General features: G+C 52.6%; 12 protein-coding genes. 8 read left to right on the top strand and 4 right to left on the bottom strand.

What is annotated here, in order from left to right; genetic code table 11:
- The first annotated feature begins 14 nt into the window (after window positions 1-14).
- Entirely contained in the window at window positions 15-602 is a 588-nt protein-coding gene (locus P8935_RS09090) for a YetF domain-containing protein (protein ID WP_348264676.1), read from the top strand.
- 71 nt (window positions 603-673) lie between these two features.
- Window positions 674-2,044 (top strand): hypothetical protein, encoded by a 1,371-nt coding sequence (locus tag P8935_RS09085; RefSeq protein WP_348264675.1) that lies wholly within the window; start codon window positions 674-676, stop codon window positions 2,042-2,044.
- Between the two features lie 4 nt (window positions 2,045-2,048).
- Here the strand turns inward: P8935_RS09085 and P8935_RS09080 are convergent, their stop codons facing one another.
- Window positions 2,049-2,648 carry a hypothetical protein gene (locus P8935_RS09080; RefSeq protein WP_348264674.1) on the bottom strand — a complete coding sequence of 200 codons (600 nt, stop codon included), beginning with the start codon at window positions 2,646-2,648 and terminating at the stop codon, window positions 2,049-2,051.
- A gap of 210 nt (window positions 2,649-2,858) precedes the next feature.
- On the opposite strand from P8935_RS09080, the gene P8935_RS09075 reads away from it, so the two are divergent.
- From P8935_RS09075 to P8935_RS09060, 4 genes are all read left to right on the top strand, one after another.
- A complete protein-coding gene (locus tag P8935_RS09075; protein ID WP_348264673.1) occupies window positions 2,859-3,203 on the top strand; it encodes a PadR family transcriptional regulator in 345 nt (114 codons plus the stop codon).
- On the top strand, window positions 3,200-4,048 hold the full coding sequence (locus tag P8935_RS09070) for a hypothetical protein (protein ID WP_348264672.1): 849 nt from the start codon (window positions 3,200-3,202) through the stop codon (window positions 4,046-4,048). Before P8935_RS09075 ends, P8935_RS09070 begins: the two co-directional genes overlap by 4 nt.
- A gap of 544 nt (window positions 4,049-4,592) precedes the next feature.
- On the top strand, window positions 4,593-6,197 hold the full coding sequence (locus P8935_RS09065) for a DNA methyltransferase (protein ID WP_348264671.1): 1,605 nt from the start codon (window positions 4,593-4,595) through the stop codon (window positions 6,195-6,197).
- Window positions 6,198-6,550: 353 nt separating this feature from the next.
- The gene (locus P8935_RS09060; protein WP_348264670.1) at window positions 6,551-7,735 is read left to right on the top strand and encodes a superinfection immunity protein; all 1,185 of its coding nucleotides are present in this window, start codon (window positions 6,551-6,553) and stop codon (window positions 7,733-7,735) included.
- 78 nt (window positions 7,736-7,813) lie between these two features.
- On the opposite strand, the gene P8935_RS09055 is transcribed toward P8935_RS09060, so the two are convergent.
- Entirely contained in the window at window positions 7,814-8,377 is a 564-nt protein-coding gene (locus P8935_RS09055; protein WP_348265321.1) for a recombinase family protein, read from the bottom strand.
- A gap of 401 nt (window positions 8,378-8,778) precedes the next feature.
- Here P8935_RS09055 and P8935_RS09050 point away from each other — a divergent pair, with 401 nt between their 5' ends.
- Entirely contained in the window at window positions 8,779-9,366 is a 588-nt protein-coding gene (locus tag P8935_RS09050) for a hypothetical protein (protein WP_348264669.1), read from the top strand.
- A gap of 370 nt (window positions 9,367-9,736) precedes the next feature.
- Window positions 9,737-9,925: a hypothetical protein gene (locus P8935_RS09045; protein ID WP_348264668.1), complete on the top strand. Its 189-nt coding sequence runs from the start codon at window positions 9,737-9,739 to the stop codon at window positions 9,923-9,925.
- Between the two features lie 3 nt (window positions 9,926-9,928).
- Here the strand turns inward: P8935_RS09045 and P8935_RS09040 are convergent, their stop codons facing one another.
- Together P8935_RS09040 and guaA are read right to left on the bottom strand one after the other, a co-directional pair.
- Entirely contained in the window at window positions 9,929-11,146 is a 1,218-nt protein-coding gene (locus tag P8935_RS09040) for a site-specific integrase (protein WP_348264667.1), read from the bottom strand.
- Window positions 11,147-11,285: 139 nt separating this feature from the next.
- The gene (gene guaA, locus P8935_RS09035; RefSeq protein ID WP_348264666.1) at window positions 11,286-12,878 is read right to left on the bottom strand and encodes a glutamine-hydrolyzing GMP synthase; all 1,593 of its coding nucleotides are present in this window, start codon (window positions 12,876-12,878) and stop codon (window positions 11,286-11,288) included.
- Between the last annotated feature and the right edge of the window lie 30 nt (window positions 12,879-12,908).

The raw sequence follows: 12,908 nt of genomic DNA, 5'->3' as shown, positions 1-12,908 counted from the left end.
GCTATCCTCCCTGCATGATCCTTACTCCGATGTTCGACAGCATGTTCCACGTGCCCATCCCTATCCTCGAAAAACTCCTGCGCCCGATCGTCGTGTATCTCGTGCTCGTCCTGTTGTTGCGGATCTTCGGCAAGCGCGAACTTGCGCAATTGAATCCCTTCGACCTCGTCGTCCTGCTATCGCTCTCGAATACCGTGCAGAACGCGATCATCGGCGATGACAACTCCGTCACTGGCGGCGTAATCGGCGCATTCAGCCTGCTTGCCATCAACTGGTTCGTAGTCCGCTTGCTCTTTCGGTCGCCCAAGCTCACGCGAGCGCTTGAGGGCCGCGCCGTCGTTCTTGTCCGAGACGGCCAGATCGATAACAAGGCGCTAAAGACCGAGGCACTCACCCGCGAGGAACTCATCGAAGTCATCCATCGCCAGGGCTTCGAGCATATCCACGAAGTTCACCACTGCGAACTCGAGCCGAATGGCTCATTCTACATCGAAGGCAAAGACCCATCCATTGCCGATAAGCGTCACGATGAATTGCTCACGCGCCTCGACGCCCTGAGCAAAGAAATCGCTGCGCTGAGGTCCCGCCCCGCAACCACCTAGCCGCAATCAAGCTCGCGATTAGCTCCGACGTTCGTCTCACAGTAGAATTACCCAAGGCAGGAGCCTCTTTGATGTATTTTTCGACCCGCTGCCATTTTTGTTTCTTTCTGGTTCCGGCAGCCCTTGTCTTCACCGCTTTCGCAGGCGCACAGTCCCTCGAACGCCGTCCAACCTCGCCGAGTCCCGAACCCGCTAAAGACGCCGCAGCTGAGGCCGCACAACCCGTTCTAGCGAAGGGAACAAGCCTGCAGGTAGAAATCGCGCGCCACTATCCGGTCAAGATCGGCGAGCCGTTTGAAGCGCACTTGATGCACCCAGTTTATGCAGCCGGCAAACTCGTCGTGCCCCAGAACGCTGTCCTCGAGGGCCATGTCATCGCTCTGCAGGCTGACACTAAAACACGCTGGCATGCGCGCCTTCGCGGCGACTTCACGCCTTTCCACACTGTCCAGGTTCAATTCGACAAGCTTGAACTTCCCTCCGGCCCCATTCCCATTGCCGCCGCCCCCGCAGCCAACGGCGCGCCCGTCCTGAAACTCTCCGCCCCCGGTGTCTCTCCGAAGCAATCCTTCATCGCGCGCCGCTGGGCCGAGGCCAAAGCCAACATGCGCGACCGTCTCGCTTATTTCACCGCACCCGGCAAAGGCGATCGCGCCCTGCAAGTGCTCTACCACCAGCTCCCGTACCATCCTGAACGTATCGAAGCCAACACAGCATGGTCCTTCGAACTCTCCGCTCCGCTTAGCCTTCCGCTGGAAACCGCAACTCTTCGCGCAGTTCCATCCCCGGTTGCCGCTGCCAGCAAAAATGAAGTCTGGGCCGTCAACGCCACCCTCTCACGGGATCTGACTTCCGCAACTGCGAAGCCGGGCGATAGCGTAGAAGCCTTAGTCGTAGAACCCGTCTATGACAAGGACAAGCAGCTGGTCGTTCCCCAGGGATCAAAACTCGTCGGCAAAGTCGCCGTCGCCAAAGCGGCCCGCTCTTTCGGCCGCAACGGAAAACTCCGCTTCACATTCCAGCAGGTCAAGTTTCCGGAGGGCTACAACCGCGAAGTGGAAGGAGCACTCGCCGGCGCCGCGACCGAGAAGACACAGAATCTCTCTCTCGATGCTGAAGGCACCATCACGCCACGCAGCCAGTCCAGCGTGATCGTCCCCTTGTTGCTCACCATGCTCGCCGGCCGCGCCCTCGATGAAGACGGCAACCTCACCGCCCAGACCGGTGTTGCCTCCAATGGTTTCGGCATTGTTGGCCGTATTGTCGGCATCGCTTCAGGAAGCCGCAACCTCGCCGCCGGCCTCGGGTTCTATGCTGCCGGGTTGTCCTTCTACGACAACTTCCTGCATTCGGGCCGCGACGTTATTTTTCCTCGCGATACTCGCATCGAAATCGAAACCACTCCGCTACGCGCTCCGGTGATCAGGCCCGAGGGCCAGTGAGGGCCTAAACACTCGCCGGCGAGTGCGCCTCTTCGATCTGCTCCTCAATCACGCGTTTCAAATTCGCTGGAGAGTATGTTGGCGCTTTGATGAACTTCCCGTCCTCGCGCTTGTGCACTCTCAGAACTGTGTTCCAATTGCCGCCGTGGGCGCCGCCATCTTCCGGATGCACCAGTTCCTCACCGTCTCCGCGCACCAGTACCGCATCGCACACGCTGCAATGCGGCCATGCCTTGCTCATGTTGCTCCGCTGGACTTCATCCCATGCGCTCTGCGCCTTTACTCCCGCAGCGCACAGCGCGCCGTACGTCACTACGAGCTGATCGATGCAGCCGTCCACATATTCCGTAAAATCCGGCGTCCCGTTCGGATCAAGCACCACCTGAATGCCGTCAATCACCGCGGGCCCATCTCCGCTCGATCCCGACATCGTCACGGTACATCCGCAGCTCCGCACAAACTCCAGCGCCTCTTCAAACACCAGCCGCGCACGCAGCAGCCGCGTTCCCGCATCCGGCAACTCCGGTGCGACTTTCACTTCCTGCTCGAACTGCATCATCAACGTCACAATGTCTTCCTGCGGCCGATAAGCCTTCTCCATCATTCCATCCTCAATTCAAAATGCATCGCGCAAATTCAGCCATCCCGCTGGCCTTATACGAGCAACTGTAATTGAGCAGACTTCCACCCAAATGCGCTCTCGACGTGGAAATCACGGCGATAAGCTCCCCGCCTCGGCGTGACTCCGCACCGAAATTAGCAAGAATTAATATTCCCCTTGCGGATATATCCGTTATGGATATATATTCCTCTCATGGCTAATGGAATTCAGCGCGTAGTCCCTCTCTCCCCTGCCGTCCTTGCCATCCTTCTCTCCCTCGCGGAAGGCGACAAACACGGCTACGCCATGATGAAAGACGCCCGCGCTCCTCGCGGCGGCGGCATAGCCATGGGCCCCGGAACCCTCTACGGCTCCGTAGACCGCATGATCCGCGATGGCCTTGTAGAGGAATCCGACAAGCAGGACGATGAACGCCGCCGCTACTACCGGCTCACCACTCAAGGTCGCGCGGTCCTCGCTGCGGAACTCGGGCGCCTCGATGCCGCTGTCACTTCCGCCCGCTCCCTCGGCCTGCTCCCTAACGGAGGCCGCTCGTGAGCGCGCCGCCTATCAATCCTCGCCGGGACGGCGGTCAAATCGAACGCCTCTACGCACGCGCACTTCGTCTCTACCCAGCCGAATTCAGCGATACCTACGCGCCTGCGATGCGCCAGGCCTTGCGCGATGCTCTCAGCGATAAAACATTCCCCCTACACAAACTGATCCCGCTGATTTTTCGCGACCTCGTTACTTCTCTGATCAAGGAGCACATTGACATGCTTCCCAATTCACTCACTCGTCCCGCTCTCATCTTCAACGCGCTCATTCTCGCCGGAATCGCCACGGGGGTCGCACTCGCTCTCTACGCGATCCCTCAGCACCTGTTACGCTCCGGGCTTAACGATCCGCAAATCCAGCTGGCTGGCGACGTCGCGGCACGTATCGAACAAGGCGTCACCCCCGCAGACGCTATTCCTGCTTCTCAACAGATCGACATGGCACGAAGCCTCTCGCCCTTCGTAATCGTCTACGACGAACAGCGCCACCCCATCGCATCGCAAGGACTGCTGAACGGATCGATCCCCACTCCGCCTCCCGGAGTCTTCGAAAATGTCCTCAAGAATGGAGAAGAACGTCTGAGCTGGCAGCCAGTCCGCGGATCGGGTGGCGTTCGCATCGCCGCAGTCATCCAGCGCGTCAACGGACCTCATACTGGCTACGTTCTTGCCGGCCGCAATATGCGCGAGGTCGAAGCCCGCATAGCCGACGTTCAGACCATGGCCGGACTCACTTGGCTAGGTATGCTCGGCCTGATCATGGTTGGCACAATAACCTTTGCGATCTATACACGCCCGAGCTCCAGCGCCGGTCCGTATCACGGCACAACCTCTGTCGCGCCATAGACACGCGAAACTCAGATCCGACGCAAGCCGCTGAACAAACCACATTCGTACCAAGAAGCTCTCATCTCTCCATGGCCACTACCCCAGCGGCAAAAGTTGAGGTAATTGCCAGCAGCAAGAATGGCGCTGAAGGCGCGGCTGCCTTGATGGCAAATTACTCCCACTCGATGGTTCCACTATACAAGTAACTGAAAATAAAACTCTTACAAGAACATAATTGATTTGTATAAGTTTTGTGAAACTTTTAGCAGAGAAACCTGACGTAAAACCGAAAGATAAATCTTTTCGAATCAGTCGGACCTTTTACAAAGCAAAACATTCGGGGTCAGCGTCATCATTTTCAAAATTTTTCGCTGTGGATCGGTCCTTCTGACTGCTCTAAAACCTATCAAAATCAAACGAAAACCGGGCTATTTGGCGTTTACCGAGATGGGATCGACGATTCCCTCATTGACAAGCTGTGAACGCCTTGTAGCGGCCCCCAACGCCGTTGCTTCACCCCTACGATAGCATTGGTCCAACAAAGCATTCAGAACAGGGGCCAATGGCAAACCAACTTTATTACGGCGACAATCTGGACGTGCTGAGAGCGTCCATTTCGACTGAGAGCGTTGACCTCGTTTACCTCGACCCGCCGTTCAATAGCCAAGCGAATTACAACGTGCTCTTCAAAGCACACAGCGGTCAAAAATCAGAGGCACAGATTGAGGCGTTCGAAGATACGTGGCATTGGAATGATCACGCCGAACGAGCGTTTGATGAAGTGATTCACAGCGGCAACAGCGATGTTGCTGAGATGTTGAGAGCGTTTCGTTCATTCCTCAAAGAGAACGACATGATGGCCTATCTGACCATGATGGCAGTTCGCTTGGTCGAATTACATCGTGTGTTGAAGCCAACAGGCAGCCTTTACCTACACTGTGACCCAACGGCAAGCCACTACCTAAAAATTCTTCTTGACGCTGTATTTGGTCCATACTTCTTTCGCAATGAGATTATATGGAAGCGAACAAGCGCTCACAGCGACGCTCGAAGGCGATTTGGAGACCAAAGCGATGTCATTCTGTTTTATGCCAAGTCGGAGATTTCAACATTTCACAGGTCTCACTCCGCATATTCGGACGATTACTTAGAGTCGCATTACAGTCTGCTGGAGCCAGATGGTCGGCGGTACACAACTCGTGACCTACGAAGTCCCGGCCCTCGTCCGAACCTGACTTATGACTACAAAGGCTACAAGCCCCATCCTAATGGCTGGTCTGTCTCTCTGGAAACAATGAAGAAGATGGACGCTGAAGGAAGGTTGTACTTCCCTGCCAGCAAGGACGGGAGAATCCGAGTCAAGAGATACCTTGATGAGATGCCCGGCACGCCCATAGGCAATATATGGGACGATATTTCTCCAATCAATTCACAGGCACAGGAACGGCTCGGTTACCCCACACAGAAGCCCCTGTCTCTTCTTGAGCGAATCATCGAATCATCAAGCAACGAAGGCGATACCGTTTTAGACCCGTTCTGTGGATGTGGAACAACAATCCACGCTGCTCAAAAACTGAAACGGCAATGGATAGGGATTGACGTTACACACCTCGCAATTTCTCTGATTGAAAAACGATTGAAAGATGCTTTTCCCGGTGTCTCGTTCGAGATTCACGGGACGCCGAAAGACATCGGCGGCGCTCAGGCTCTCGCCGCTCAGGACAAATATCAGTTCCAATGGTGGGCTGTCTCGCTGGTGGATGCTGTGCCGTATGGCGGCAAGAAAAAGGGAGCGGACAGCGGCATTGACGGCTTCATCTATTTCAAGCCCGATGGGAAGGAAACGGAGAAGGCGATTGTTTCTGTGAAGGGCGGCGAGAATATCAATGTTTCAATGATTCGAGACCTGGCTCATGTCGTAGATCGGGAGAAGGCGAGGATTGGCGTGTTCATCACCCTTGCCGAGCCAACAAAACCTATGCGATTGGAGGCGGTCAAAACAGGGTTCTACGAGATGCCGTATCAAAAATTCCCGAAGATCCAAATTCTGACCATTGAAGAATTGTTCGCTGGAAAGCGCCCTGACATCCCGCTCATTGACCCTTCCGCATTCAAAAAAGCGGCAAAGGATACGGCCACAATTGCCAAGCAAGACCGTCTTTTCTGATATGGAAATGGAGCAACGGAAAGAGCAAAAAGTTTCTAAACCTGCTTCATCAGGTCAGAGATAGTGATGGAGAAACTATCCGCCAGCGTTTCAATAATTCCCAAACATGCTTCTTTGTGACCATTTTCGAGTTGAGAGATGAAGACACGCCCAATCCCGGCCTTGTCAGCAAGGTCTTCTTGCGACCATTCTCTCTCCTGTCGCAGAGATTTGATTCTGTCTCCGAATCGCTGACGAACGTTTTTCCGCACCCATCAGCATCGCCCGTATACTATGGGATACAACATTGCCTATAGGCTACATGTTCAGTTGTCGAGGATTGCACGCATTCTCAGCGGGAGGCAATTGAGAAAATGCTTTGGTACTTGGTTCTAATGTGGATCGTGCTTGCGGGTGTGGGTTTGGCGGCCTATCTCATTCCCTCGATGGTGGCATTCAAGATAAGACATCCGTGGCGGTGGTGGATTCTAGCCATCAACGCTTTCAGTGGTTGGACCGTCCTAGGTTGGTTCGGTCTTCTCATTCTCATCCCCGTTTCGGGTGGAGTGTTAGAGAGAAGAAAGTTGGAAGGACGGTCGTCTGCTCTTGCCCCTTCTATAAGTGGTTCCACAGGAAAATGTTCAAATTGCAAAGACGCCTACCTTTCGGGCGAAGATGTCTGTCCGAGCTGTGGCAGATTACTGGAAAAAAGCGTAGCCGCAGATAACAGGGCAATTATTCTCTTAGTCGGTGTGCTGGTGCTGATCGCCGTAATTGTCGTTTACATCACGCTCGACAATGGCGGCACGTCGAAGCAGATACAAATGAGGCAGGTGCTAAACGACCCGAAGCCGACTCAACAAATGGGAGACGGAGTTCAAGCTGGCATCGGCGTAGACACCCCGAAGCAAAGTGATAAGCCATGCGATGTTCCGAGCATTCATTTCAAGAGCCAGTTTGACGTGCCTCCGCCGCCGACAGGTGAGAACATGGCAGCCACACTTGAGGCCATAAGGCAAAATCCGACCTTGGATGCCGCCACGATTGAGGAGATGAAGAAAGAAGCGATGAAGAAGGATGCCGACAACTCAGCTCGGGGGCATCAGACGACAAACGATATTGATACATTCGATCCCGATACAGAAATTGGACATCGTATGAATGGATTGCTGGTTGATATGGATAATGCCCTCAGCAATTTCTTAGCCCATAACGACATCGCATTGAATGAATACAAAGGGGCCTCTTACGCATCATCGGACGGGAATGTCGAAACCGCGCAAAAGGAATATCAAGCTGGAGTGACTATGGGGGAGGCCGCCGACAAAAATAAAGAAGCCCTTAGAGAGTTAGCATCAAACTTTGCTGCTTCGTGGCAACAACTTGATTACTGCTACAAAATCCAGTTTGCCAACGAAACAATCTGGCCAAACGAAGCTGTCAAAACTGAACCAGATATATTTGTAGTGATCAATGCCGATGGAAGTCTCAATTATGTGGGTGCGCACGACTCCAAAAGCAGCGCCTTCCGAGTAAAGCTTTATCCATCGAATTGGTGAGCAGACCCTAAGCGTGAGCCAGTGAGACATACACGCCCACGGAGCCTATTGATTGAGGCCAAGGTTCCGTTCCACTCGCTACGCCGCCAATATGTTGTAGATCGTCTGCCTCGTTACACCAAATTCCCGTGCCAGTGCCGCCTTGTGCTCACCAGCCAACGCCCGCTCACGAATCGACTGAATCTGAGCAGTTTTGAAAGTAGATTTTCTCCCGGTATATTTACCGGCCTGTTTTGCTTTGGCGATACCTTCACGTTGACGCTCTTTTATCATTTCTCTCTCGAACTCAGCTACGCCTCCCATGATCGTCAGCATCAACTTGGACATTGCCGAATCATCTCCTGAAAAGGTCAGCGACTCCTTTTCGAACCGAACGACCACTCCACGTTCGTTCAGCGTTTGGACAATCCTGAGCAGGTCACTGATGTTCCGAGCCAGCCTGTCCATGCTGTGAACCACCAAAATGTCATCTGCTCTCAGAAAGTCCATTAGGGCCTTTAGCTGAGGTCTATTCGTGTCCTTGCCACTGGCTTTATCCGTGAACACCTTGTCAAGCTGAACGCCGTCGAGTTGGCGGATCGTGTTCTGGTCGATGCTACTCACTCGGACGTACCCGACCCTTTTGCCATTCCGTTTTGCCATCATGTCCGTATCCTCAATGTGTCAAATATGACTTTAGACCATAGAGATACATGTGTCAAATAACTAAAGTACCACCTATATTTTACGCTTTTTGCCCCTCAAAACGTAAAGCTCCTACCGTCAAGAGAGGGTACGCCCAATTTGGTCACCCTTCGAATCCTGGCTCCCGCCAGATCGACGAGGAAAAGGGTCAGTAACTTACCACGGTACCGAAAATAAAAAATCGAATTTTAGTCAGAAACGGGTTTGGAACCCCTGCCTGAGCTAAATACGTTCGAGGTTTCAATCCTCCCTGTCGGCTTGCTACTGACTTGAGTAGTCCTTCTGGTGATCGAATTTGGGCTGAAATCTGATTTCAGCCCACAAACGAGAACAGGGGGAATCACCAGAGGTCGATTATCGTGAACGCCCATCAAATCACACGCTACAGAAAAGGCATTGCTCAAGTCCTGAGCGGAATAGCCTTCACACACTCCTGTACCCTCAATCTCAGAACCTCCCATCAGACAATCGAACGTGCTGACCAAGTTGCCAGACAGTTTTATTGGAACTTGACCAAAGAAGCATTTACTAAAAAAGCGATCAAGACAGGTCGCCGCCAACTCTCGTTTGCCGCCGTTATAGAGGGGAGAGAAGGCATCAATTTACACCTCCACCTCGCCGTGGGTCACTTCAACAAAAACCACGACAACGATCTCATTCTGTCTCACTTCAAAAACGCTGCTAAAAAGACAGCGGGAGTGTGGCACAGGCCACTGACGAAAGATGAGCAAAGACTCTATCGAATGCTTGGAACACAGTCAGAAGAAGAAAGAAACTTGGAACTTCTTCACATCGATACGTTCGTCGTCAAGCCGATTCACAACCAAGGAGGATGGATTGAATACATCCTCCTCGAAAATAATTTTGATAGAACTTACGACCAGCCGATATTCGACACACGAGACGCTGACCGTATTCTCGTAGATCAATTTCGGGCTGGAAATTGAAAACTGAACAGAAGCTCGAAACCATGCTTAGCACAAGCGGTGTCCCATCGGGCATTTTCGCAAATTGAAATTCGGGTGACATCTCGGGATCACATTTCGGAAATGTTTGAGGTTGGACTGAAAGGCAGGACGAGTGAAACAACTGAAATTGACGTAGACGGGTTTGGCTTTGCCGTACCTTGTTTTATTCGTGTGTCTAAATTGCAAAACAGCAACAGGAAGATCGAATCCAAGTGCTTCGCAAAATTCACTTGGAAAATCAGCATTATCACTCGACTCAAACTTCTGAGGAGAGAAATTCAACAAATCAATTCTGGAATTTCGATAATTCGTATGAACAATTCTGGAATTTGTTCAGGAGAAACACACTATGAGAATCTTTGAGATTATGACGAAGCCATTTTTGAAATTTAAACAACAATCGCTGAAGCAGAAGAGCCAGCAACTGAAGCGAGAGAGAGCGGCATTCAAGCTCGAAAAAGAAAGAAGCTCAGTGGAGCAAGCGGAAAAGGATTTGGCTGATGTGAACAAACCTGTCAAAACGCCATCGGGCATTTAGGCTCTACTTCTCCTCTGGCTTTTTTGCTGCTCGTCGCCGTGACGGAATCAAAGCATTACTGATCCTCACATCGTCGAACATGTGGTGATATGTTGCTTCTATTTCCTTGATGCTCGTTCCACACATATCGGCCACAGAAAGCACATTGAGTCCAGCCCGAACCCGTTCAGTAATCATGAAATGACGAAGCGAATAAGGGGAGATCCCTCGCTCCCTGAAATCCTTGATTTTGGCCAAACTACATATGGCATAGAAATGCTTCAGTAGCAGCTTCTCAGTGAATGGAGTGGTGCCATCCACGGAGAAGACAAGATCATCGTTCTTGGATTTCAGCAGTTCTCTCAGCCGTTCGAAATACTTCCCACCACGACAGACAGCCATTCGAGATTTCCTCCACTTGGAGGTTTCAGCTTGAATGGTCAGCCTCACCAAAGTCCTGTCCAATTCGTTGCTGGCCTTCACAGTGAAGATTTCAGCATCTCTGACCTTCAATTGTCTGGCTTCACCATTCCTCATACCACAATTGGCATTTATCAGAATCCAATGACGTGCGATCTCACGTTCAAGATATTCCTCGCCTTCCGAACGTCTTACATAGGATCGAGCAGCCGTATAGAGAGCAATGTATTCATCTTCTGTGATAGTTGCCTTACGGATGTCCTCTGCTCTTGTGTCAATCTTTGAAACTGGTCTGTAGATAAAGGATTCGAAATTCGTATTTCCATTCCGATACAACCACTTCATCATGGCATTTATTGTGGACTGTTCATTGAAGATCGTTGACTGACTGGCCTTCTCACCCAATCGAAAGCCGTAATAATCTTCCATGTGATCCACTCCCAAATCTTTCATTCGGGTGTCTCTTCCGATGAAGTCCAGAAAATGGTTTAGGTGTGATGTGATGGTGGTGAACCTGCCAACAACAATTCCCTTTGTGGCAATATCCTTATGCCGATACTTCAGGTACTCAGCAACGGCTTCTTTTGTGGTCATGGAGAACAGCTTTTTGCCGCTCTTCACTTCCATCAGGATTTCGTGATACATGTCCTGAGCTTTTGAAATGGCTGTGGCTCGATTTCGAGTCTTGAGGGATCGAACCACATATTTCTTTTCAGCAGCAACATACATCCGAAATTGCCAGTGGCCGTCCCGAACATAAGCCAAGGCATCGCCAAAGATGGGGATTTCTGATTCTGGATCAAAAATCTGCTTTTTGAGCATCCTAACCTTTCTCAGCTATGAATCTGAGTAGTGCCCAGAATTTCAAAGATTCTGTCAAAGGTTAGCACGTAAATTGTTGACTTTCAATGTTTCGTAAAAGGTGCTTTTTGTTGATATACAACAACTTACATATAAGGAACTATTCCCACTCGATGGTGCCGGGGGGCTTAGATGTGATGTCGTAGACTACGCGATTGATACCGCGCACTTCATTCACAATCCGGCTGGAAATGCGCTTCAGCACCTCATGCGGCAGCGGAGTCCAATCCGCCGTCATGCCGTCTTCGGAATGCACCGCGCGCACGGCGCAGGTGTAAGCATAGGTGCGCTGATCGCCCATCACGCCCACGCTCATTACCGGCAGGAGCACCGCAAAGCTCTGCCAGATCCGCGAATACAGCCCAGCCGCCTTGATCTCGCTGACAACAATCTCATCAGCCTCTTGCAGCAGTGCCACGCGGTCCTGAGTGACTTCGCCAAGAATTCGAACTGCAAGCCCAGGCCCGGGAAACGGCTGCCGGCCAAGAATATCTTCCGGCATGCCCATGTCACGTCCGATCCGCCGCACTTCATCCTTGAACAAATCGCGCAGCGGCTCAATCAACTTCAGCTTCATCCCAATCGGCAGCCCGCCCACATTGTGATGGCTCTTGATAGTCTGGCTCGGCCCCTTCACGCTGCTCGACTCAATCACGTCCGGGTACAGCGTCCCTTGCACCAGCCAGTCCACACCGCCCGACTTTTCTGCAATGCGCTTCGCCTCGTCGTCAAACACCGCAATGAACTCCGCGCCAATCCGTTTGCGCTTGGTCTCCGGATCGGTAACGCCGGCAAGCTGCTTCAGGAACCGCTCACTCGCATCCACCGCCACCACGTTGAGCCCCAGCTTGTCGCGCATGTTTTTCTGCACATTTTCAAATTCGTTTTTGCGGAGCACTCCATTGTTTACAAAGATGCAAGTCAGTTGGCTGCCAATCGCCTTGTGCACCAGCATCGCCGCTACCGACGAATCCACCCCACCCGAAAGTCCGCAGATCACGTGCCCCTTGCCAACTTTCTCGCGAATCCCCGCAACCGTCGTCTCAACAAAGTGCGCGGGCGTCCAGTCGCCCTTTGCGCCGCAAATATCGAAGACAAAATTCCGGATCAGTTGCGGTCCGAGCGGCGTGTGATGCACCTCGGGATGAAACTGAACCGCCCAGATGCGCCGCTCTTCGTTCGCAATTGCTGCCAGCGCATTTGACGTCACCGCCGTGCGTCGAAAGCCCGCAGGCAACTCCAGCGCCTCATCGCCGTGACTCATCCATACCTGGATCGCCGCCGGAAGTCCCGCAAACAGCGGTGTCGAGCTGTCTTCCAGCGCAACTTCGGCATGCCCGTATTCGCGCTTCGGCGCCGTCCGCACTTTGCCGCCCAGGTGATGCACGATAAAGTGCAGCCCATAGCAAATTCCCAGGGTCGGCAGCTTCATCTCCAGCAGCCTCGGATCGGCATTCGGCGCATCCGCGTCATACACCGACGACGGGCCGCCCGACAGAATAATGCCGATCGGCTTGTAGGCTTTTACTTCCGTCAACGGAACCGTGCAGGGAAGCACAACGGAAAAAACGTTCAGCTCGCGAATACGCCGCGCAATGAGCTGCGTATACTGCGATCCGAAATCAAGAATAACGATGGTTTGGGTGTCCACCTTCCAGTGTGGCAGGACCCATGCCGGACTGTAAAGAACCATCCGCCGCGCTCATGCGATTCAGTTCATGCG

It is taken from the genome of Telmatobacter sp. DSM 110680, assembly GCF_039994875.1.
Lineage (GTDB): Bacteria > Acidobacteriota > Terriglobia > Terriglobales > Acidobacteriaceae > Telmatobacter.
The sequence above is the reverse complement of the archived record's forward strand: the minus strand, read 5'-3'. Positions and strand labels throughout refer to the sequence as shown.

Bases quoted from the DNA above. Each gene is read 5' to 3' on its own strand.
- P8935_RS09085 (WP_348264675.1), top strand. From the start codon at position 674: ATGTATTTTTCGACCCGCTGCCATTTTTGTTTCTTTCTGGTTCCGGCA.
- P8935_RS09080 (WP_348264674.1), bottom strand. From the start codon at position 2,648: ATGATGGAGAAGGCTTATCGGCCGCAGGAAGACATTGTGACGTTGATG.
- P8935_RS09055 (WP_348265321.1), bottom strand. From the start codon at position 8,377: ATGGCAAAACGGAATGGCAAAAGGGTCGGGTACGTCCGAGTGAGTAGC.
- P8935_RS09045 (WP_348264668.1), top strand. From the start codon at position 9,737: ATGAGAATCTTTGAGATTATGACGAAGCCATTTTTGAAATTTAAACAA.
- P8935_RS09065 (WP_348264671.1), top strand. From the start codon at position 4,593: ATGGCAAACCAACTTTATTACGGCGACAATCTGGACGTGCTGAGAGCG.
- P8935_RS09040 (WP_348264667.1), bottom strand. From the start codon at position 11,146: ATGCTCAAAAAGCAGATTTTTGATCCAGAATCAGAAATCCCCATCTTT.
- guaA (WP_348264666.1), bottom strand. From the start codon at position 12,878: ATGGTTCTTTACAGTCCGGCATGGGTCCTGCCACACTGGAAGGTGGAC.
- P8935_RS09090 (WP_348264676.1), top strand. From the start codon at position 15: ATGATCCTTACTCCGATGTTCGACAGCATGTTCCACGTGCCCATCCCT.
- P8935_RS09060 (WP_348264670.1), top strand. From the start codon at position 6,551: ATGCTTTGGTACTTGGTTCTAATGTGGATCGTGCTTGCGGGTGTGGGT.
- P8935_RS09075 (WP_348264673.1), top strand. From the start codon at position 2,859: ATGGCTAATGGAATTCAGCGCGTAGTCCCTCTCTCCCCTGCCGTCCTT.